At 31.3% G+C, this 20,886-nt stretch carries 20 protein-coding genes; 12 read left to right on the top strand and 8 right to left on the bottom strand.

The annotated features are described in order from the left end of the window. Positions 1-7: 7 nt before the first annotated feature. The 7 genes from J8L88_RS16415 to J8L88_RS16385 all read right to left on the bottom strand — a co-directional run bounded on the left by J8L88_RS16415 (position 8) and on the right by J8L88_RS16385 (position 6,958). Positions 8-1,087 (bottom strand): DUF2931 family protein, encoded by a 1,080-nt coding sequence (locus tag J8L88_RS16415; RefSeq protein ID WP_211061290.1) that lies wholly within the window; start codon positions 1,085-1,087, stop codon positions 8-10. Continuing rightward, positions 1,077-2,861, bottom strand: a complete 1,785-nt coding sequence (locus tag J8L88_RS16410) for a type VI secretion system Vgr family protein (RefSeq protein WP_211061289.1) — start codon at positions 2,859-2,861, stop codon at positions 1,077-1,079. Before J8L88_RS16410 ends, J8L88_RS16415 begins: the two co-directional genes overlap by 11 nt. Before the next feature lie 450 nt (positions 2,862-3,311). Next, entirely contained in the window at positions 3,312-3,707 is a 396-nt protein-coding gene (gene tssD / locus J8L88_RS16405; protein WP_027392886.1) for a type VI secretion system tube protein TssD, read from the bottom strand. A gap of 147 nt (positions 3,708-3,854) precedes the next feature. After that, a complete protein-coding gene (gene tssD, locus J8L88_RS16400; protein WP_027392885.1) occupies positions 3,855-4,241 on the bottom strand; it encodes a type VI secretion system tube protein TssD in 387 nt (128 codons plus the stop codon). 256 nt (positions 4,242-4,497) lie between these two features. Continuing rightward, a complete protein-coding gene (locus J8L88_RS16395) occupies positions 4,498-5,373 on the bottom strand; it encodes a TssN family type VI secretion system protein (RefSeq protein ID WP_211061288.1) in 876 nt (291 codons plus the stop codon). After that, complete coding sequence (locus J8L88_RS16390; protein ID WP_108803058.1) at positions 5,370-6,293, bottom strand: hypothetical protein; 924 nt, start codon at positions 6,291-6,293, stop codon at positions 5,370-5,372. The genes J8L88_RS16395 and J8L88_RS16390 overlap by 4 nt, the downstream gene beginning before the upstream one ends. Positions 6,294-6,328: 35 nt before the next feature. Next, a complete protein-coding gene (locus J8L88_RS16385) occupies positions 6,329-6,958 on the bottom strand; it encodes a C40 family peptidase (RefSeq protein WP_108803059.1) in 630 nt (209 codons plus the stop codon). A 202-nt stretch (positions 6,959-7,160) separates the two neighbouring features. Here J8L88_RS16385 and J8L88_RS16380 point away from each other — a divergent pair, with 202 nt between their 5' ends. The 5 genes from J8L88_RS16380 to tssO are packed head-to-tail and all read left to right on the top strand — an operon-like array spanning position 7,161 to position 12,183. Continuing rightward, entirely contained in the window at positions 7,161-7,592 is a 432-nt protein-coding gene (locus J8L88_RS16380) for a GPW/gp25 family protein (RefSeq protein ID WP_027392882.1), read from the top strand. A gap of 8 nt (positions 7,593-7,600) precedes the next feature. Next, positions 7,601-9,436 (top strand): type VI secretion system baseplate subunit TssF, encoded by a 1,836-nt coding sequence (locus J8L88_RS16375; RefSeq protein WP_211061287.1) that lies wholly within the window; start codon positions 7,601-7,603, stop codon positions 9,434-9,436. 23 nt (positions 9,437-9,459) lie between these two features. Next, positions 9,460-10,449 (top strand): PKD domain-containing protein, encoded by a 990-nt coding sequence (locus tag J8L88_RS16370; RefSeq protein WP_027392880.1) that lies wholly within the window; start codon positions 9,460-9,462, stop codon positions 10,447-10,449. A 33-nt stretch (positions 10,450-10,482) separates the two neighbouring features. Continuing rightward, on the top strand, positions 10,483-11,640 hold the full coding sequence (locus J8L88_RS16365; RefSeq protein ID WP_027392879.1) for a hypothetical protein: 1,158 nt from the start codon (positions 10,483-10,485) through the stop codon (positions 11,638-11,640). Between the two features lie 27 nt (positions 11,641-11,667). Then, on the top strand, positions 11,668-12,183 hold the full coding sequence (gene tssO / locus J8L88_RS16360; RefSeq protein WP_027392878.1) for a type VI secretion system TssO: 516 nt from the start codon (positions 11,668-11,670) through the stop codon (positions 12,181-12,183). Between the two features lie 66 nt (positions 12,184-12,249). On the opposite strand, the gene J8L88_RS16355 is transcribed toward tssO, so the two are convergent. Further along, positions 12,250-14,058: a M61 family metallopeptidase gene (locus tag J8L88_RS16355; protein WP_118386539.1), complete on the bottom strand. Its 1,809-nt coding sequence runs from the start codon at positions 14,056-14,058 to the stop codon at positions 12,250-12,252. Between the two features lie 394 nt (positions 14,059-14,452). On the opposite strand from J8L88_RS16355, the gene folE reads away from it, so the two are divergent. The 7 genes from folE (at position 14,453) to J8L88_RS16320 (ending at position 20,882) form a co-directional block, all read left to right on the top strand. Further along, the gene (gene folE, locus J8L88_RS16350; RefSeq protein WP_027392876.1) at positions 14,453-15,151 is read left to right on the top strand and encodes a GTP cyclohydrolase I FolE; all 699 of its coding nucleotides are present in this window, start codon (positions 14,453-14,455) and stop codon (positions 15,149-15,151) included. A 43-nt stretch (positions 15,152-15,194) separates the two neighbouring features. Next, positions 15,195-15,827 (top strand): flavin reductase family protein, encoded by a 633-nt coding sequence (locus J8L88_RS16345; RefSeq protein WP_211061286.1) that lies wholly within the window; start codon positions 15,195-15,197, stop codon positions 15,825-15,827. 1 nt (position 15,828) lies between these two features. After that, complete coding sequence (locus J8L88_RS16340) at positions 15,829-16,245, top strand: hypothetical protein (protein ID WP_211061285.1); 417 nt, start codon at positions 15,829-15,831, stop codon at positions 16,243-16,245. A 169-nt stretch (positions 16,246-16,414) separates the two neighbouring features. Continuing rightward, a complete protein-coding gene (locus J8L88_RS16335; protein ID WP_081415588.1) occupies positions 16,415-16,564 on the top strand; it encodes a DUF2256 domain-containing protein in 150 nt (49 codons plus the stop codon). Between the two features lie 15 nt (positions 16,565-16,579). Beyond that, positions 16,580-17,878, top strand: a complete 1,299-nt coding sequence (locus tag J8L88_RS16330; protein WP_211061321.1) for a DASH family cryptochrome — start codon at positions 16,580-16,582, stop codon at positions 17,876-17,878. 3 nt (positions 17,879-17,881) lie between these two features. Further along, positions 17,882-19,414 carry a cryptochrome/photolyase family protein gene (locus J8L88_RS16325; RefSeq protein WP_211061284.1) on the top strand — a complete coding sequence of 511 codons (1,533 nt, stop codon included), beginning with the start codon at positions 17,882-17,884 and terminating at the stop codon, positions 19,412-19,414. Then, positions 19,404-20,882: a cryptochrome/deoxyribodipyrimidine photo-lyase family protein gene (locus J8L88_RS16320; protein ID WP_027392871.1), complete on the top strand. Its 1,479-nt coding sequence runs from the start codon at positions 19,404-19,406 to the stop codon at positions 20,880-20,882. The genes J8L88_RS16325 and J8L88_RS16320 overlap by 11 nt, the downstream gene beginning before the upstream one ends. Positions 20,883-20,886: the final 4 nt, after the last annotated feature.

Raw genomic sequence — 20,886 nt, 5'->3', positions numbered from 1 at the left:
ATATTTATTAATTAGAAGTTTCGTATACTTTTATTCTTGCCTTTTTAATATCGATGCTTTCTGATGCATTCTGTAAAGCAATAGTAATATCGCTATTATATTTATCAATAGTTAACATCAATTCTGTAGGCACATCTTTTGACTTTTCATACATTTTTTCGAAAACAGTGTGTATTTCATTTTCTTCAAAATAAATTCTAGTCCCATATTGATTATTATTTTGGTCTGTCCATTCCATTCTGATATGATCCGGAATAGCATAATTCTGAAATTGATCTAATATTTTGTTTGAACCAATAGTATATAGACTTTCACCATTAAAAAATGTGATTCTTATTTCTTCAAGCTTTCCTTCTTTTTTAAATGTAACAGAGGGCTTCCATTCGAACTTTTTTCTATACGCATTCCATTTGCCAAATGGAATACTATCAGGATTCATTTTAGCTTTTACTTCGTCTTTAAAATCTTCTTCTAGAACAGAATCAATAAATTCTTCCATAGAAAGTTCTGCGTAAGGTGAAAATTCCTTAATACTTACTTCTGTTTCTGAAGCTTTAAATATACCGATCTCTTTAGACCACCCATTTCCCATCATCCATACGACAACTTCTCCTCCTGGAATTAATCCGATATTAATCCTTCCGTAGGTGTCTTTCTTACCTAGTCGATTAATATAGCCTTCTTTAAAAAGTTTATTTATTTTTTCTGAAGGCAAGTCAAAATTACCTGTATAGAATTTTCTTTCTAAGTAGGAAATCCAAGTTATTTCTAATTTTACAGGTGCAGGCTTTAAGTCTTCACCCACCACGTGTGTTGGCCCTATTTTACCCCATCCTTGATGTAATGTATGCCCTGAAGGAATATAAATACTTTCTCCATTTTCATACAGCAATCGTCCCTTATGAATCTGCATAGGATTATATTTCGGTGCACAAGCAGTAGGTCTCCATTCGTATTTTTCCATTTTTTTTGTAGTCTTAATTTCTTGGGAATTATTCTTTTGACAAGAAACAACTCCAATACTCATTACGGTGAATATTACCATCAATAAAGAAGCGGTATTACGAATACTGCTTTTATTCTCCATATTCCACTGTTTCGGCACTAGCAATAGTAATTTTACCACCTGCGTTGGTTTTTATTTCACCACTGGCATCGGTAGTTATTTCCTGAGCTTCCTGCTTATATTCACTACTAATTACTTTGATTGTTTCTCCTATCTGGCGATCTTCATTAGTCGCACTGATAAAATAATCTTCAGTAATTGTTTCGTTTTTATTTTTTCCAACAGAAATATCTAGATTTTCATCTACATTTATCTGCATGTTTTTAGCATTCAGTGTCATATTTTCTCCCGCTGATATCGTAATGTCATTATTAGCTGTGTCTATATGAATTATATTTTTGTTTTTATCTGTTATCATTATGAATTCTGATCCGTCTGCATCATTCAATTCTACCGTATGACCGCTTCGGGTTCGCAAAGCTTTTACATCATTACTTTGGGTATTCCAACTTGCAGGATTGGCTCCTCCTGTATATAGGGTTCCTAGTACATAAGGTCTTTCTGCGTTGCCACCTTCAAAACCAATTAATACTTCTTCATCAAGTTCTGGGATGAAATGAAAACCTTTTTCTCCACCCGCGTGCGGAGTGACAATACGTAACCAAGGAGTTAATTCTCCTGTTTCTCTTTGCCAAGGAAATTGTACTCGTATTCTACCAATTCCATCAGGGTCACTATTTTCTTTTACAATAGCTACTTGAGATTCACTTTTAGGAAACGCCATTAAATTGGTGTTTGGATACACATCCAATTCGGCAGTAACTCCTTCGAATTTATTTTGATATCTTCCGTTTTCGGTATTAGTATGAGTAACTTTTGTAATTCTGAAACTACCGTAATCTGCGCCTTCTCCCTTTATGGTAACTACTTGTCCAATTTTAACACCAGGATTGTCACTAGATCCTTTAAAAATCACCTGCTTTATTTCTTCAGCCTTTTTCTGTTGCTCTACATGCGTATCTAATCTTTGCTTCAGTGATGGATCGTTGTAAGAATTTAAATAAATATTAGTTTCATTAGGGAAAATTTCATCTCCTTTATTGCTAGTAAAACCATTATATCCATTTACACCAGAACTAACTTCATTCGTGGCTTTTTCATGCTGTCCATCTGTAAGGTAGTCGTTAGTAAAATATTTGTAACTATTGGATGTAGGTTTTAAATCCAAAGAAAATTCCTGAAGATCGTGTCCATAAGTTAAGGTAACTTCTTCTTGATCTTCTGGTTTTCCAAATATCAAAGCACTTCCATCATAGTAAAACCATTGACTATATTGCGCAGCTAATCGACTTGAATATTGAAAAGCACTTTCTTTATTTTGTACACTATAATGAATGTTATCAGATCCAGAAGGGTTAAAGACTGTTTTTAATTTAGACTGATCATATCCTTGAAATGTTTCATCTAAAATGGTAGTGAGATCAACATCATTAAAAGAATTATAATGTGGTCCATCATCAGCTATAATACTACAACTATGCGCTTTTATAGTTACTAAGTCACCATTTTGTTGATGAAATCCCTTGGTGCTATTTACAGAGGTTACCACTCCTTTAAACTCAAATTCTTTGTAGCCCGAAAACGTTCCAATAGAAGAAATTTGTATGGTAATGATTTGTCCTAGATAATCCTTGGTTTGAGAAGCAATATCTCCAGTTATATTTTCTAGAACATCCATTCTACAAACTAATTCTAGTACATGATGCGCATCGATTTCTTGATGCAGCATTAATCGTTTATAAGCATTTATTGCTGTTCCTCCAATAAATATTTGAGTGTTAGATTGCAACGCCATGTCTTTTGTTTTTTAGTGATTTAACAACCGATAAGTTGTCAATATAGTTTTCACAGGTTTTTATAAAGTTACCATTTTTAGATTAACAAATAGTATGTTTTTAAACAATACTATGTATTATCTGGTATAATAAGGATAACTCATATCTATATTATATATTCTAAGATAAGAGATTTTTGTTTTCAAAAATCATTTTTAGCTTTTCCCGTTCTTTCTCAAATAAACACCAAGAATTAAGAAGAGACACTTTTTAGACGGTTTTATCCAATAATATTCCTCTAAAACACTAAAAACTTTATGATAAATATTAAAGCGACCACTTTATAGGTATCATTAGTTTTTAGTAAGTTTATTTAATTTCAGCAATACTGTTATCTTAGAATAAAAATTCTTTGATATTCTATTCAATTATGAAAATATTCAAAATCACAACTGATAATAAAAAAAGAATTATACTTTAGAAGGCCAATTATTGGTAAACGTAGTTCCTTTAATTGAAATTTCTTTTGCGGATAAAACTAAATGTATCTGTAGCGGCTTAGTGCTTTCTGCATTAAAATGCTCCGTGTATTCGATACAATAAGCGTCCTTAACATCTACATTTTTTAGACTAGACATATTATCTCTTCTGAAAAAAGTAATTTTACAACTTTTGGTAATAGTAGGAGAGATGGTCCAGTCCAAGAAATCAGTTTTAGATGTAGATTCTATTAATAAACTAACTTGTCCTCCTTGTGGTTTTGCACAAGGTCTCCCTGTGTAATCGGTATCTTGTCTGAAGGTGAAAGAGCAATCCAAAATGTTTATCTCTTCCCCATCAAGATCTAATTTTGCTAAAAATGACATAAGTAATAATTTTAATGTGAATAACTACTTTATCAGTTCCATTATTGTTTACAAGAAAATGTAATATAGAGGAAATGATGATGTAAGATAAGAAAGGGAGTGAAAAAACCACTCCCTTAATTTAAATCTTATATAAAATGCAGAGGATTATACCCACTCATTTACGTGCTCACCGTTTCCGATAGAAATTTCTCTTGCAGAAATAGTAATTTTTTCTACCATAGGATTTTTTCCTGTAGCATCAAAATTCTCCATATACTTAACAGCGTATGCGTCAGCGAAATTTAATTCTTTAGAAGTTGCTTCTGTATCTCTCTTTAAGAAAACGATTGATCCACTTCTCATTTCGAAATTGTTAAACATCCAATCAGAAAGACTAGTGTCTGAAGTAGACTCTACTTCGATTGTAATCATTCCACCTCTAGTTACAGATGATGGACGTCCTGTTGCGTCAGTTTCTTGAGCTAAACCATAATTACAGTTTAATACATTGTACTCTTTTCCACCAACTTTTAATTTTGCTTTAAAAGACATAATAAATAATTTTTAAGTTAATAATAATAATTAATAATAAATAATAAACGTAACTTGTACGGTGTAAATATAGTAAAATATATCATACTTAAGTTGTTACTATGTCGTTAAGTGTAAAGGGATTAATGGATTAAGAAAGAAAAAGACTACACGGTTTTCAGGGAATTTGCACTTTATCGTGAAGTTTATCCCACAAAAAAAAGATCTCAACGAGTAAATCGAGATCTTTTTTTAACAAAATTTTAACAATAAATTTTTATGCTCTTTTGCAGATGATTACATCATTTTCCTTGATATTATTTCCCTCTATTGTTCGAGTGAAATCAACATGTGTTTGCATGCCCATCCAATTTGGTTTTGTATAGAAAATCCATCCGTAAGGGTTGTTTTTATCATCTAAAAACTCTATTTCACCTTCAGGATGTCTATCATTATAATCATTTATGAAAAAGTAGAATAACTTACCAAACTCCATTTTTTCTGGTGCTTTTAATCTAAAGTTGCTCAACTCATCAATATTTTCACCCTTATTAAATTCAAAAGAAATAACCAACGGGTTAATTAATTCGTCGTCTTTAGGATCTTTCATCTTTTTGTCAATAGGGTAGAACCATTTTTTATATATAGGTACGGGAACGGAGACTGCAAATTCATAAAGTTTCACAATCATCATAGGGATAAGAAAGCAAATTGATGATGCTGTGAAAATATATTTGTAGTCAGGTTTGTAAATCCCAACAACAAACAGAAACGTAATTAATCCAACAAATACTGTTACTATAGTATATAAAAATTCTGGCCAGAATTTTGTTGGACCTTCTTCTGATAGGTTTGGGAAAAATTTACGCATAGCAAACACGTGTAAAGATCCCAAGCATAAAAATATTATTTGGAAACCTATAAAGCTGTTTAAAGGTATGTCATTAAGTACTTTTTCATTACTTAATAGGGCTGTCGCAGCAAATAATAAAAGTACTACTAGCATGTATAGTAAAAACTTCTTTTTGTTTTTGACAAAAAGTTTCTTCAACCCGGCAACAACTCCCATTAAAATAGCACTAACGGCCAATAGTAAGATTCCTACCTTAAAAAAATCAGCATTTAATGCTGCAGATTGTAATATCAAATTCATATCATAGTTGTTAGACCCATCCTGGGACCGTTAGTCTCATTTAATACAAATGTTTCTTCTTTACTCGAATATGTTACGTTAATTTTTGTATCTATTTCCATAGGGATAAAATAGTCACAAAAGATAGTAATAAATTTTTTAGTAGCACCACTTACTATATATTTATCAATATTTTTTTGGTCAACAGGCCCTATTGTTATTTCCCAGCAAGGATAGGAGATTACAGTTTCTTTTAGTTCTAAAACCAAATCAACTCCTAGTTGGTGTTCTTTAGAAGTGTCATTTATATTGTCATCTAAAGTTTTATATTTTTTTTCGATAGTCACTTTTTCTCCTATGATTTTCTCTAGACTTAAAGCAGTTAGTTCAATCTCACCTGATATTTTGTGTACATAAGGTAATAATTGCAAAAGTTTAATGCTATAATCAGAAGGAATCTCAGGGTCTAAATTCCAAAATTTTAAAAGAAAATCTGTCTTTAGGTTCGCAAACTCATTAATTAGTTTACGTTCGTTTTTTTCAATATTGACTCTTTGCGTGAAAAATTCGTTTTCTAACGGGGAGAAAAAAGATCGAGCATCTTTTTCTTGTTTCTTCTGTTTTTGGTGTAATTCTGTAAAGGAAATATCACTTTTCGCTTTTACCGGTTCATGGAATAGTCCTTCCGGTAGGGTGTCATAAAGACCATTTCTAGCAATATTAAATTGTAACTTATCTGTATTTCCAGAATAAGAATCTAATTTAAAATTAATTACATCTCTTCTGTAGGATCTGGAGAAAGTACTGTTATTAAAAACATCAATATCTGTAAGATTTACACTAGATTTTTCTAAAATTTCAGTAACAAAAACTTCTGCTTTTAGATTTTGATAGGTAGTGGTTAATTCTTGATAGATGTCTTGGATCTCTTTGTTCTTCATTCGTTTAGTTGGTGTAAAGAATGCGAGCTTCTTCTCTAGTTTTCTACAGTGTTGGTGTTATTATTAAATTTAGGTTTTTTTCCAGCAGCGACAAACATCCTTTTCCAAGGTTGTTTGGATAAGTCACTAATTTGAACTCCATTTCCTCCAGAATTTCCTCTTCTTGAAGTAGAGTGAACAAATTTATTGTTTCCAAGATAGAATCCTACGTGGGTTATATCACGAAATTCAGAACCTTTATTGTTAAAAAAGATTAAATCTCCCTGCTTTAGATTATGTAATCCTTTAAATTTATTTGTGTCTGGTGCGTCAAATTGTTTTTGTGCGGTACGTTCAATTAAATTACCATAAATGTCGTGATATATATATTGAGTAAAATAAGAGCAATCAATTCCTTGTTTAGTATTTCCCCCTAATTTATAAGGAGCATTCATCCAATCATCTATAAACTCAAATAAAGGAACGTTATCTATTTTCTTTGGTGGAACACCTAATATTGCTCCATATTTTTTCTGGATAGGAAGGATAGCATTTTGTTTCGCCAGTGCAATAGAATCTCTTCTTGCCTGGGCTAAAGCTTCTTGTTCTGCTTTTTTAGATCCACCACAACTCATTGCCCCAACAATAATGATAAATAAAAATAGTGTTTTAAAAAGTGTATTCATTTGAAAAATAAAATTTACACAAATATAAAAAACTTATGCTTATTTTCTACTCTTAGTCCACTGATAACAATAAAATAAAATCATAAAATCTTGGATTGTTGTTTTTTTAGTTAGTTTATTGAATTATGAAGTGTAGATAAATAAAATCTTTATTAAATTGCATTTGCTTTGTAAGTAAATTAAAGCGCACAAATTATCCTGTATGAATACTTCTTATTATAAGTTGCCTTTAGATACGTTTAGAATTGTTAAAAACAAAGAGATTGAGAGTTGTGATCTTAATCAATCTATTGTTGGGTATATTCATTTAATTACTACATCGTATTTTGGAGAATGTACTTTTGATGAATCTTTTGGGTGTTCCATTTGGAATGTGGATTTTGATAATCTTACTAGTACAAATAAGTTGCGTAACACTATTTCCGAATCTTTAGTGGAGAGTATAGTTTCTCAAGAAAGAAGACTTAAGAAAGTCACGGTCGATGTAACGATTCAACAAGAAGAATTTAAAAACAGAGGAAGTTTAAATAGGATTAAGAAACTAGTAGAGATAAAAGTAAATGGGGTTGTGAGTAGAACAAATGAACAATTTGCTTGTTTAGAAAGATTTTATATTGCTCCACTTTCATTTTAATAGGGTTTATGAGTACAGAAAATAAAGTTCAGATTAAAAATAGAATGATCAAAAAGGCGGCTTCTCTTTGGGGAGTTTCCCCTAATGAGATAGAGAGCTCTTTTGATCCTGTGGTATCTCTTCTAATTGGTGCCTGTGCTTCTGAGATAGAAAAAATTTCTGGAGAGATTGATAATTCGCAAACACGAATTACGGAACGGTTGATTCAATTAATGACGCCAGAAACGTTATATGGATCTCGGCCTGCCCACGGTATTGTATATGCGGAACCAATCGAAAAAAAGACGACAATAACTCCTGAGCATTTATTGTATTATAAAAAGAAGATAAAGACTAAGAATGCGAGTACGGAATTAAAGAATATATATTTCTCCCCAATTCAACAGAATCAATTGATAGATGCTACTGTTAGTCGTATGATTTGCGGGAATAAAATTTTTGAACTAGAAGGAAAAAGAAAAACAACTAGTGATTTGTCTTTAAAGCCCGGTGGATCTTTGCCACCATCAACTTTGTATTTAGGTATAAAAACTGAACAGGATAAAATTTCATTAAAAGATGTTTCTTTTTATTTTGAACTATTAGATGTGCAAGAAAATGAGCTTTTTTATCATCATCTTAAAAACGCGAATTTTAGTTTTGTAGATCAAGAGTTTAAAACCTTTCCGGGTTATTATAATAGTGATGTCTCTAGGCGAATTAATTTAGAGTCCATATTTAATTATAAGCCTAATAAAACACGTAATATAGAGGAGCAAGTAAAGAAGTTATATCGAAAACATTTTATTTCTATAAAATCAGATATTTCGTTGAGTTCAAAGGTGGATATACCAGAAGAATTTTCTAAATTTATAGATCAGAAGGATCATGATGATTTGGCTGATTTTAATTGGATTAAGATAGAGTTTCCTAGAATTGTAGATAACTCGATTTTGGAAAGTGTTTTCTGTACTGTAAATGCTTTTCCAGCATTAAATAGAAAATGGGAGAGTATATCGTATCAATTAAAGGACTATATTGATATTGTACCAATAAGTACGCAAGAATTGTTTTTGGATGTAAAATCTATTTCTAACACCTCTGGGAAGGATTATAGATTGCGAGAAAATGATTCGGCTTCGGATGATAAAGGAACTTATGTTATTAGAAGAGATAACGTAAGTAAATTAGATTATAGGAAAGCGAGAGAGTATTTGATTCACTTAATTGAACTATTAAAAGATGAAAGTGCTTCTTTTTCGTTTTTTGGAAATGATTTTTTGCAATCTAATATTAATGAATTAAATCAAAACATTTCTCTTTTAGAGAAAAAGGTTTCTGATATGAAAAAGTCTTCTGAGGAGACTAATTATATTTCTGTAAAACCTTACAAAAAGAAGGATACACTTCTTGTAGAGTATTGGACGACTAGTGGAGAAGATGCGAATCAGATTAAGTCAGGTAATAGTCTTAGTATTTATCAAGGTAGTGATCTTAAGCAAAAAGGAAGTATGTTTCTTACTTCTACATTCCAAGGTAAAAATAACCTAGGGATGGAAGAAAGACTAAATGCTTATAGAAGGGCATTGCTTTCTAGAAACAGAATTGTAACTAGAGAAGATGTAAAAGCGCTTTGTTATGAATTGTGTAGTAATAAGGTAGTGGAAGTAAAGGTGTCAAAAGGTTTTAAAACAGATATTCATGTTTCTAAAGGTCTTATTCCTTGTATTGAAGTAAAACTTTTGGAAAATAAGAAAGAGAATACTTCTTCGGTAGAATGGGATTCTTTAAAAAGTAATATTTTATCTATTTTAGAGCAACAATCTTTAAACGTTTTTCCTTACAAAATAACAGTGGTAAGTTAATTATATATTGAAAAGAGATACTAATGAAAACATCAAATAAAACAACAAATTATCATTTGGATAAAAGTGTGATATTGTTTTTTTTAATAACAATATTAGTAACGGCAACAGTGTTTGCCTTTAAGTATGTGAATTATGTTCCTTGTGAGATTATCGAATTTTCTTTTAAGGAAACTGAAATAAGAGTTGATGAATCTATTGAGTTTGAAGATAAAACAATAGGAGCATTAGAATGGAAATGGGACTTTGGTGATAGTACGGCTATAGATACTAGAAGAAAACCATACCATACTTTTAAAAAACCTGGTGAATATAATGTTTCGTTAATTGTTAATGGTAAATGTCCTAAAATTAGGAAGGTTACTGTTTTAGAGAAAAAAGAAATTTTAGACCCACTTAAGAAAGCTAAGTTTAAAATTTTAACTCCTAGAATTAGAGTTGGAGAAAAGTTAAAAGTTGAGGATAATACCTTAAACGCAGAAACTTGGGAGTGGAACTTTGAGAATGCTTTAGGAGGAACATCTAGAGAGGAAAGCCCTGAATATGTATATACTACGGAAGGAAAGAAAACGATTACCTTAATTGTTAACGGAGAACTTAAGTACTCTACTAAACAAACTATAGAGGTATTGCCAAAGAAAAAAGAAAAAATCCGTAAAGATGATATAGTGGTAAGAGATGTATCCGTTATACCAGATGATCCTATTGGAGATGATCCAATAGCAGATGATCCTAAGGATGAATTTAAAGCTCCTTTTATTAATGAAAAATCATTTAAGTCTAAATTGATTTTAGTATCAACCAAAAAATTGACGGCTAAAGATTTTAAGGATTATTTATGTGGGAATTTAGACCTTCCTATTATCGTAAAGAAAAAGCGAACTACTTTTATTGAATTTTGTGAAAAAATAAAAGGAAAGAGTATCGTTATAAAGGACTTAGATTTAACTCATGAAGATAATAACTGTATAAAGAACATTGTAATTGATTACAGGAAAACGAGTATATTTTAATTTAATGTTCTATAACAAGTATATTTTAAAAAGATGGAATTAAAAAATAAAAATCATCATCGTGTCAATTGGATTGACGGAATGAAGATTAATAAGAATCATTTTATTGAGGCTGATAATGCATTTACTAATTTCTCCCAATTAATAGGTTCTAAGGATATTAATGCTATTAATTATGGTTTGTTACCTGATTTAGCAGGTGATGATGCAGTGGATATGGTTTTTTCTATGGATGGCCAAGACACTATAAAGGTACAGCTTAATAAATGTAAGGCGATTACCAAAGGAGGCTATATTATTAATATCACACCAGAAATATCTTCTGCATTAGAACAAAAGGGGAGTATCATTAATACAGAATATAAGATTAATAGCGCAGAAGAAGAGTGTTATATAGTACTTAGTGTGGATCCTTATGGAAGAGTTCCTGTTGGAGATGCTGATCCAGAGGAAGAGCCTCCGAGGCATCCTTTTGTATTACCTGAATATAGTCTTAATGTAATCAATTTATCAGAGGCTAATGAAGAAGAGTTCGGTAGACATCATATTACTATAGGACGAATCGAATTTAATGATGGTGTTGCTTCTTTAGCAGAGGATTTTATACCGCCTTGTGTGTCTATACAGAGCCATCAAGATCTACGTTATATCTATACTGAAATACATACTTTTTTTAATGCTATAGAAAAGTATTCTATGAACATTATACAAAAGATCTATCAAAAGAAACAGTCTAATGAGTTGGCTACAATGGTTTTAACATTGACTCAGAATACATTACAGTATTTAGGTGGAATGTTGCCAGAATTTAGGTTGTATGATAGGCATTTGCCCCCGGTTACTATGATTACTAAACTAATGTCTTTAGCAAGGGTGATCAAAAATAATATGGATGTGTATGTAGGAACAGGTAAAGAAGAACTACTAAATTATCTATCGGATTGGTGTGATTTAAATCAAGGAGCTTTTGAGAATGTATTGATAGAAATGATGGATTTAGAATATCAGCATACAGATATTAATAAGGCTTTACATAATGTCTCTAGTTTTACAAAATTGATGCTTTCTTTGTTTAAGAAATTAAATGAGCTAGATTATATTGGAAAAAAATCAGATTCTAATATATTTGTGAAAGAAGAGGTAATCGCTAAACCTGATGTTAAGAATAGACGAAGCTTCTTATTAGATTAATGTGTAATTAAATATAATTTTCGGAAAATGAAACCAAAAAACAGTAAAGAAAGAAGAAATAGTGTTTTAAAATTTGCCTTACTATTTTTATTTACAGCCGCATTAATTGTTACTGCATTCTTTTTTGATTTTGATAGAATACCTTTTAAAGAAAATGAAGTCTTACGAGAACGTACAGCAATTGTAGAAAAAGACGCAAAATTTCAGAAAGATTTTTCTAAAGGAATGTTTAAAATAGAAAAACTAATTGATTCGTTAGATAGGCCAGATAAAGAAGAAGATCTGTATTATATAAATAGATCTCTGGAGTCTGAAATTGGAGATCTTACTGAAGCTATCGATCCTAATGATACAACATATCGATATAGGATGTATGTAAATGTTGTGAGTTCTTACAGGCAGATAAAAGAGTTGAAAGCTCAGCTTGCTAAGCAGAAAAAGGAATTTCAAGAGTTTGATGAATATAAAGCAGCTTTAGAGAAAGCTAGAGAACAGTTAGATAGAGCTAGAAGCGATCTTGATCGCTGTAGAGCTGCTCTTTAGTTACTAAATAAAAAAAAGTCGACAATGTCTAATTGTCGACTTTTTTTTTGACTTGTCAAAAACAAATTATTTAGCCTTTAACCAGTTTTCTCTTTTTAGTAAGGCTTTTTTACTCGGTTTAGAAAACTGTGTGATAACAACTGTTGGGTCTACACCAAACCTTACTAAAGCTTTTTTCTCAACTCCAAGTCTTCTGTATATTAAAGTAGCTTTTTTACCAGGCTTGTATTTGCTGATAACATCATTGAACTGATCAATATCTGAAAACGATTTATTATCAATAGCAACAATTACATCTCCTTTTGCTAAACCAATAGTATAGGCTGGAGTTCCTTTTTTCACATATTTAGACACAACAGCATTGTCATCATCGTTAAATGTGATATCTGCGCCTAAATATGCCTTCTTACTGTTTGTCTTAGGGTATATTGCAACAGAACCAAGTAATTTTTTGAAATCCGGAGTTTGACTATCAAAAATGTATTTTTCAAAAAAGTCATCCGCAAAAGATTCGCCAGCATATTCTCTTAAGGTAAAGAATAAGTTTTCTATGGTATAAGGTATTTCTGTTTTCCCATATTTTGTCCATACTAACTTAAGATAATCATCTAAATTTAGATCGTCTTTATCCCTTAACGATAGATCTAAGGCAAGTCCTAGCATACTTCCATAAGAATAGTAAGATATAAATGTATTGTCTCGATTAGTCGGATCTATGGAGCTAGCTGCATCAACAAAAGGAGCTTGGTAGCTCATTTCAATCGGGTTAAAATATTGTAAGGCAGGAGAGTTCCAAACATAATTGTATGTTTTACTTAATCCTGCTATGTATTGATCTTGCGTAATTATTCCTGCTCTACATAAAATTAAATTTGTATAGTAGCTTGTAAATCCTTCAGCAAACCACAACTCACCAGACATATTTGCATTTTCGAAATCAAAAGGTTCTAAGGATATTGGGCGTATACGTTCTACATTCCAAGCATGAAAAAATTCGTGAGCAACTGTACCGATATTTTTTTTCATTCCTCCATCAGCTAAGCTTAGTGTACTTGTTAGAACAGTAGAATTACGATGCTCCATTCCGTCACCAGAAACCTGAGGCATATAGCTAGCTAGGAATGTATATTCTCCGTAATCGAAATTTGGATAATCTCCAAAAACTGCTTTTTCTTGCTCTACAATCTTTTTTATTTGTTCGAAATACTGATCAGCTTCTTCTTCTGTTCCTTGATGCAGAAGCGCTAATTTTATAGTATATTCCGTTCCTCCAGATGCTACTTTAAATTCTTTTACCGTATGATTACTGATTTGAGCCGGACTATCCATGAAATACTGAAGATTTGGTGCTAAAAAAGCATTACCTCCTAGTGGAATCAATTGAGTTGCAACTTTCCAATTAAGATCTTCTCTTACTTGATATGTAACTTGTACCGGACGATCTTTTAAAGTAGGTACATACATAAAAGTTGCTGGCATATTTAAGTGAGCGTGAGTTTCGTCAATTTGTGAATAGGTGCCATCACCTCTATCAGCAAATAGAATATAAGAAACATTTAAGGTTCCATCATGACCAGAAACATCCCATTGATATGGGTTTGGCCTTGTTACTGTAACATCTTTTCCTTTACTGTCTGTAATCTTAACATCATACACATTTTTTGCAAATTCGTGCAATGCATATCTACCTGGAGAAGTTCTACTCATTCTAAGAGAAATTGTACCACTCTCTAAATTGGTAAATACCGCATTGATTTTAGCTTCATGATGCACAGCATTTTCAAAAGAAATTTGGTATTCATTTCGTACTTGAGTATATCCTAGTTGAATAACAAATAGAAATAAAATAGAAAGAAAAAATCGAAAAGATTTCATTAAAAAGGTTTTTGGTTAAAAGATTCGTGCTTTTATTAGCGGCAAAAATAAAAATAATTTATTACCGACAGCAATTAGGGAAGTTCGAAATATTTATGGGGCTCCGAAATAAATTTAAACCGCGGTTTAGATTAAAACAGAATTCAAAAATACAACAAACTCTTAATTGGACAAATATTACCTAAGGAAATTAGATGTTATGTCAAAACAGTAGGTTGATTGTTGTAATTCTTATCTAAAATTGAAACATATGTTAATTTTTGTTTAACTAATAGTTTGAATAGTTAAACAATTTTGTAGCTTTGGTATTGTAAAATTTCACTTAGACTAAGAATACTAGTGAGATGCTTGGTTTAAAAACCGTAATAAATTTTAAAATATAATAGTAAACTAGATGAAAGTAGGAATAGATACATTAATTGAGTCTAACGGATATAATTTAAACGGGTTTTCGATTGATGAAATAGGAGATGATCATATAAGTACAGGGATGGAAACTCCTATGAAAAAAGATGCGTTTAATATATCAGATGAAGAAAAAAAGGAAAAGATCGCATATTTATTTAAAGAAATCATGGATGTTATGGGGCTCGATCTCACAGATGATTCTCTAAAAGGTACTCCTGATCGTGTTGCTAAAATGTATATAGAAGAAATTTTTTCAGGGTTAGACCCTAGAAACAAGCCTAAGGTGGCATTGTTTGACAATAAATATAAATATGAGCAGATGCTCGTGGAAAAAAATATTACGTTTTATTCTAATTGTGAGCACCATTTCGTTCCTATAATAGGAAAAGCGCATATTGCTTATATTTCTTCTGGTAAAGTGATTGGTTTGTCTAAGCTAAACAGGATAGTTCAATATTTTGCTAAAAGACCTCAGGTGCAAGAACGATTGACCAATCAAATTGCTATGGAGTTAAAAGAGATTTTAAGAACAGAGGATGTCGCTGTAATTATTGATGCAAAGCATCTTTGTGTGTCTTCTAGAGGTGTTAAAGACGATACTTCTGCCACTGTTACTTCATATTATGGAGGTGTTTTTAGGGCATCTGATAAAATAGCAGAATTGCAGAACTATCTTAACGACTAGTTGTTTAATATAAATTGTCTTTCTAAAAGATTTTAAGTTTCATATGCATTATACAAAACAGCAGATTGAAGATATGGAACGCGTGAAGCGTTTGAAAATTATTAACTCAGTTTCTGGAATAAAACCAGCAAATCTAATCGGCACAATTGATGATTCTGGAAAAACAAATGTAGCAATATTTAGTTCCGTGATTCATTTAGGGAGTGATCCTGCATTGATGGGTTTTATTATGAGACCAATAGGAGAGGTGCCTAGACACACCTATGAAAATATTTTACAGAATAGGCAGTATACAATAAACCATATTCATCAATCATTTGTGAGAAACGCTCATTATACATCAGCTAAATTGGATAAAAATGATTCGGAGTTTGTGAAATGTGGATTAACGGAAGATTTTATTTCTAACTTTAAAGCTCCTTTTGTCAAAGAAAGTCAACTTAAAATTGGGTTAAAGTTTGTAGAGGAAATAAAAATCCCTCTTAATGGAACTATTCTTATGATTGGAGAAATACAACATTTAATTATTCCTGAAGCGGTTATTACGGATCATTTAGATATAGATTTGAGTCAGACAAACACGGTTGGAATATCAGGGCTTAATACATATTATGCTTTAGAGAAAATAGAGGAGTACCCGTATGCTAGAGTTTCAGAAATGCCGGATTTTAAATAATATGGATTTTGGAATAGCGCGCTTAGTTTTAGATTTTTCATTATTAGTGTTGATCTTAATAGTACAATTAATAATTTATCCGAGTTTTAGGTATTTTCAGACTAAAGATTTAATAAAATGGCATTCTAGTTATACCAAGCGTATTGGTGTAATAGTAATGCCTCTTATGACTGGACAATTGGTTATAGGTATTGTTCAGGTTTTTCAGAATTCTTCTTCGATTTATAATGTTGTTTATTTGTTTTTGGTAATTGGAGTATGGGTATCTACTTTTTTCCAATTTGTTCCAATGCATTCACTTATTTCAAGAAATATGGTGGATACCGAGCTTATTAACAAGCTTATTGTTATGAATTGGTTGCGTACTACTTTATGGCTAATGATCTTTTTGTTAAGCTTGTTTACGTATGTTTACTGATCAAGTGTTATTAATGATTAATGTTTTCTTTCTATACTCTTTTTAGATTTTCTTAGTCTTCCGTAGTTTTTTGGTTTTATACTTCCGGTATGTTTTAATCTTGTTAAAATCTAATTGTTATGATAATTTTGTTTAAACTTTTTGTAAATTTATTAAACAAAATAGAATTATGAAAAAACCTGACCTTCCTACTAAAGTTTGTAAAGTATGTGCACGTCCTTTTACTTGGAGAAAGAAATGGGAAAAAGTATGGGAAGAGGTTCAGTATTGTAGTAAAAAATGCAGAAATAATAGGAATCGATTAAAGACGCTTTCTTAGAAATGAGATGATATGATGAAGACAGGACTTGTGTGGTTTAGAAATGACTTAAGAGTTAGTGATAATTCTTCTCTTTACAAAGCAGTATCTACTAATGATAAGGTAATAGCTGTATTTTGTTTTGATCCCAGACTATTTAATTTAAATCAATATGGTTTTAGAAAAACAGAGGTATATCGAACTAAATTTCTTTTAGAAAGTATAATTGAGCTAAAAGAAAATTTAGCGAAACTTAATATTACGTTGCTTATATATCGTAGTCGTCCAGAACAAATTATCCCAAAAATAATTAAAGATCATTGTATAGATACTGTGTACCTCCAAAAAGAATGGACTAGGGAAGAGGTGATAGTTTCGGAATCGGTAAGGAGTGAACTTAATGAATCAAAAGTAGATTGGATCGAATCTTATGATCAATTTCTTTTTCATCCAGATGATATTCCTTTTGATATACTGGAAATACCAAAAGTATTTACTGTTTTTAGAAAGCAATGTGAAAAACTTATTACGGTTAGACCAGAAGTTTCGATTACACCTTTATTACTAGATAATTTATTAGAAGATTCAACTGAGATTCCTTCGTTAAAGATGTTAGGTTTTGAAGATTTTCAAGTCGATTCTAGAACAGCGTTTCCTTTTCTTGGAGGCGAGAATCAAGTTTTACAAAGAATTGAGGACTATTTCTGGAATAGTAAAAACATATCATTTTATAAAAAAACAAGGAACGGTTTGGTAGGAACTGAATATAGTTCAAAACTTTCTGCTTGGCTTGCAAATGGATCTATTTCTCCTCGTACTATTTATCATCAAGTGATGAATTATGAGGCACAAGTAGAAAAAAATCAGAGTACATATTGGCTTGTTTTTGAACTCATTTGGAGAGATTTTTTTAAATATATTTCGCTGAAGCACGGAGATGATCTTTTTAAAATAGATGGGATTCTTCATAAAGAGTATTCTTGGTCTAAAAATAAAGAAAGTGTTAATCGATGGATTCATGGAGAAACGGAAGAACCATTTGTAAATGCTAATATGATCGAACTATATCATACTGGATGGATGAGTAATAGGGGAAGACAAAATGTAGCATCTTATTTTGCAAAAGAGCTAAGATTAGATTGGAGAATTGGAGCAGCATATTTTGAGTCTTTATTGATTGATTTTGATGTTCATAGCAATTATGGTAATTGGCAATATGTTGCCGGAGTAGGTAATGATCCTAGGGATCGAAAATTTAATATTAAACTGCAATCGGAACGGTATGATCCCAAAAATAAATTTCAAAACCTTTGGTTACAACCAATCTTATTTTAACCTATGAAACTACGTTTATTACTTGGCGATCAACTAAACTATAATCACTCTTGGTATAAGAATGAACAAGATGATGTGTGCTATTTTATGGCAGAAATGCGGCAAGAAACAGATTATACAATACATCATGTTCAGAAAGTTGTTGGTTTTTTTCAGAGTATGAGAAACTTTAAATTATGGCTAAAAAGTAATAAACGCAATGTTGTTTATTATGAGTTGGATCATAATGATAATCAACAAAATCTAGTAGAGAATTTAAAACAAATAATTGCTGAGAAGAATATAACAAAATTTGAATATCAGCTTCCTGATGAGTATAGATTGGATATTCAATTGAAAAATTTTTGTAAAGAATTATCGATAGAAACAGAGGTTTTTGACACAGAACATTTTTTAACCTCTAGAACAGATTTATTAGACTTTTTTAAAGGTAAAAAGCAATATACGATGGAATACTTTTATCGTAATATGCGAAAGAAGTATGATATTTTGATGGTTACTAAAAAAGATCCTGAAGGAGGGAAATGGAATTTTGACCAAAGTAATAGGAAAAAGTGGAGAGGAGACCCTCAGATTCCAGGCAAAAAAGATTTTTATAAGGACGTTAGTGACGTTGTAGACTGTATTTATAAATCTAATGTCAAAACTATAGGTAATATTAATGTCAAGGAGTTCAACTGGCCTACATCGAGAGAAGATTGTTTGTCTCTTCTAGCATATTTCTGTGAAAATCTACTCATGTATTTTGGAGATTATCAAGATGCAATGCATCCAGAAGAAAAGTACTTGTTTCATAGCAGACTTTCATTTGCAATGAATAGCAAGATGCTTCATCCAATGGAAGTTATTACTACGGTAATTGATTATTGGCGTGTTAATAAAGATGAAATAGATATATCTCAAGTAGAAGGGTTTGTTCGTCAGATTCTGGGGTGGAGAGAGTATATGCGCGGAATGTATTGGGCAAAAATGCCAAATTATAAAAATCTAAATAAATTAGATAACCATAATAGACTTCCGTCTTTTTATTGGACAGGAGAAACTAAGATGAATTGTATGCGCTCTGCAATTAAACAAAGCCTCGATGATTCTTATGCACACCATATTCAACGGTTAATGATTACAGGTAATTACGCTTTATTAACAATGACGAATCCTGATGAGGTTGATCAATGGTATTTGGGAGTTTACATTGATGCAATAGAGTGGGTAGAAATTACTAATACTCGTGGAATGAGTCAGTTTGCAGATGGAGGATTGGTAGCTACTAAACCATATGTTTCTAGTGGAAGTTATATTAATAAAATGAGCAATTACTGTAAAGGTTGTCATTATAAAGTAGCTAAAAAGCATGAAAATGATGCTTGTCCTTTTAATTCTCTTTATTGGAATTTTTTAGATGAAAAACAGGCGTATTTTAAAAATAATCAACGAATGTCCATGATGCTTAATTTATTACATAAAATGGATAGAGAAAAATTAAATAAGCTTAAGGAGAGAGCTAATCATATTATAGAAAACCCGGATGAGTACTAATAAAGAACATATCAATATAGTTTGGTTTAAGCGTGATTTGAGATTGCAGGATAATGAGGCGATATATAATGCCATTAATACCAATTGTCCAACATTATTATTATATGTATTTGAAAATTCACTTAAAGAAGATAAACACTACAGTGAACGACATTGGAATTTTATAAAGCAATCATTACAAGATTTGAATAATCAGTTGTTAGTTTATAATACAAAAGTGTTATGTGTATCTTCAGAAGTTATTCATGCGATTGGAACTTTACAACAATTCTGGAAAATAGACCACGTATTTTCGCATCAGGAGACCGGTATCCGATTAACCTATGAAAGAGATAAGGCATTTTCGAGGTTTTGTAAAAACAACCTAATTGATTGGAAAGAAAACACAAACAATGGCATACATAGAGGATTAAAAAACAGAGAGAATTGGAGAGAGGATTGTGAACATTATATGAATCAACAACCGTTTGAGTTTGATCCAAAATCTACTAGTTTTATTCCTATTAAAAAGATTTTAGAGCTTGAGAAGATTTTTAATGTGGTTAGTTTAGATACTTCCTTAGCTAATAATTTTCAACAAGGTGGAACCACAAAAGGGTATGAATATCTAACCTCTTTTTTTAAAGGTAGATACAAAAATTATAGCTTTCATATTTCAAAACCAGAATTAGCACGCAGAGGTTGTAGTAGATTGTCTCCTTATATAGCTTGGGGGAATCTTTCTATTCGGCAGATTTGGCAATATGCTGTTCATCAAAGAGAATTATTAGGAGATAAAAAGCAAATTGATGCTTTTACATCTAGGTTACAATGGCAAGTACATTTTGTTCAAAAATTTGAAATGGAGGATATTATGGAGTTTGAGAGTATTAACAAAGGATATCGAAAATTAAAGAAACAAATTTCTGATGCATATCAATTAGCTTGGAAGGAGGGAAAAACTGGATATCCCTTGGTTGATGCTTGTATGCGCTGCTTGAAGGAAACTGGATACATTAATTTTAGAATGCGTGCATTGGTAGTTTCTTTTTTTACACATAATCTTTGGCAACCATGGCAAAATGCAAGTGCACATTTATCGAGTATGTTCTTGGATTTTGAACCTGGTATTCATTTTCCTCAATTGCAGATGCAAGCTGGTGAAACAGGAATTAATACACTTAGAATATATAATCCAGTCAAAAATAGTGTAGAGCATGACCCGGATGGGGTTTTTATAAAAAAATGGGTTCCAGAATTAAAGAATGTTCCCATAGCTTATATTCATGAACCGTATAAAATGCCACCTATGGAACAACAGTTTAACAATTTTGTATTAGGAGAAGATTATCCTTTTCCAATAGTTGATATAGATACCACTAGAAAAAGAGCAAGTGATACTTTATGGAATATGAAGGATGATGCTTTAGTGAAAAAAGAAGGGTATAGAATTTTAAAGAAACATACATTACCAAATAGAAAAATTTAAAAAA

Source organism: Aquimarina sp. MMG015 (genome assembly GCF_018100855.1).
Lineage (GTDB): Bacteria > Bacteroidota > Bacteroidia > Flavobacteriales > Flavobacteriaceae > Aquimarina > Aquimarina latercula.
This window is presented reverse-complemented; position numbering and strand designations above follow the sequence as displayed.

What these genes read in the sequence shown, in the direction of transcription:
- J8L88_RS16410 (WP_211061289.1), bottom strand. Translation starts at nt 2,861, where the DNA reads ATGGCGTTGCAATCTAACACTCAAATATTTATTGGAGGAACAGCAATA.
- J8L88_RS16335 (WP_081415588.1), top strand. Translation starts at nt 16,415, where the DNA reads ATGAAAAAACCTGACCTTCCTACTAAAGTTTGTAAAGTATGTGCACGT.
- J8L88_RS16370 (WP_027392880.1), top strand. Translation starts at nt 9,460, where the DNA reads ATGAAAACATCAAATAAAACAACAAATTATCATTTGGATAAAAGTGTG.
- J8L88_RS16365 (WP_027392879.1), top strand. Translation starts at nt 10,483, where the DNA reads ATGGAATTAAAAAATAAAAATCATCATCGTGTCAATTGGATTGACGGA.
- J8L88_RS16345 (WP_211061286.1), top strand. Translation starts at nt 15,195, where the DNA reads ATGCATTATACAAAACAGCAGATTGAAGATATGGAACGCGTGAAGCGT.
- J8L88_RS16340 (WP_211061285.1), top strand. Translation starts at nt 15,829, where the DNA reads ATGGATTTTGGAATAGCGCGCTTAGTTTTAGATTTTTCATTATTAGTG.
- J8L88_RS16325 (WP_211061284.1), top strand. Translation starts at nt 17,882, where the DNA reads ATGAAACTACGTTTATTACTTGGCGATCAACTAAACTATAATCACTCT.
- tssO (WP_027392878.1), top strand. Translation starts at nt 11,668, where the DNA reads ATGAAACCAAAAAACAGTAAAGAAAGAAGAAATAGTGTTTTAAAATTT.
- J8L88_RS16395 (WP_211061288.1), bottom strand. Translation starts at nt 5,373, where the DNA reads ATGAATTTGATATTACAATCTGCAGCATTAAATGCTGATTTTTTTAAG.
- J8L88_RS16330 (WP_211061321.1), top strand. Translation starts at nt 16,580, where the DNA reads ATGAAGACAGGACTTGTGTGGTTTAGAAATGACTTAAGAGTTAGTGAT.
- J8L88_RS16375 (WP_211061287.1), top strand. Translation starts at nt 7,601, where the DNA reads ATGAGTACAGAAAATAAAGTTCAGATTAAAAATAGAATGATCAAAAAG.
- J8L88_RS16390 (WP_108803058.1), bottom strand. Translation starts at nt 6,293, where the DNA reads ATGAAGAACAAAGAGATCCAAGACATCTATCAAGAATTAACCACTACC.
- folE (WP_027392876.1), top strand. Translation starts at nt 14,453, where the DNA reads ATGAAAGTAGGAATAGATACATTAATTGAGTCTAACGGATATAATTTA.
- tssD (WP_027392886.1), bottom strand. Translation starts at nt 3,707, where the DNA reads ATGTCATTTTTAGCAAAATTAGATCTTGATGGGGAAGAGATAAACATT.
- J8L88_RS16415 (WP_211061290.1), bottom strand. Translation starts at nt 1,087, where the DNA reads ATGGAGAATAAAAGCAGTATTCGTAATACCGCTTCTTTATTGATGGTA.
- J8L88_RS16355 (WP_118386539.1), bottom strand. Translation starts at nt 14,058, where the DNA reads ATGAAATCTTTTCGATTTTTTCTTTCTATTTTATTTCTATTTGTTATT.
- J8L88_RS16385 (WP_108803059.1), bottom strand. Translation starts at nt 6,958, where the DNA reads ATGAATACACTTTTTAAAACACTATTTTTATTTATCATTATTGTTGGG.
- J8L88_RS16320 (WP_027392871.1), top strand. Translation starts at nt 19,404, where the DNA reads ATGAGTACTAATAAAGAACATATCAATATAGTTTGGTTTAAGCGTGAT.
- J8L88_RS16380 (WP_027392882.1), top strand. Translation starts at nt 7,161, where the DNA reads ATGAATACTTCTTATTATAAGTTGCCTTTAGATACGTTTAGAATTGTT.
- tssD (WP_027392885.1), bottom strand. Translation starts at nt 4,241, where the DNA reads ATGTCTTTTAAAGCAAAATTAAAAGTTGGTGGAAAAGAGTACAATGTA.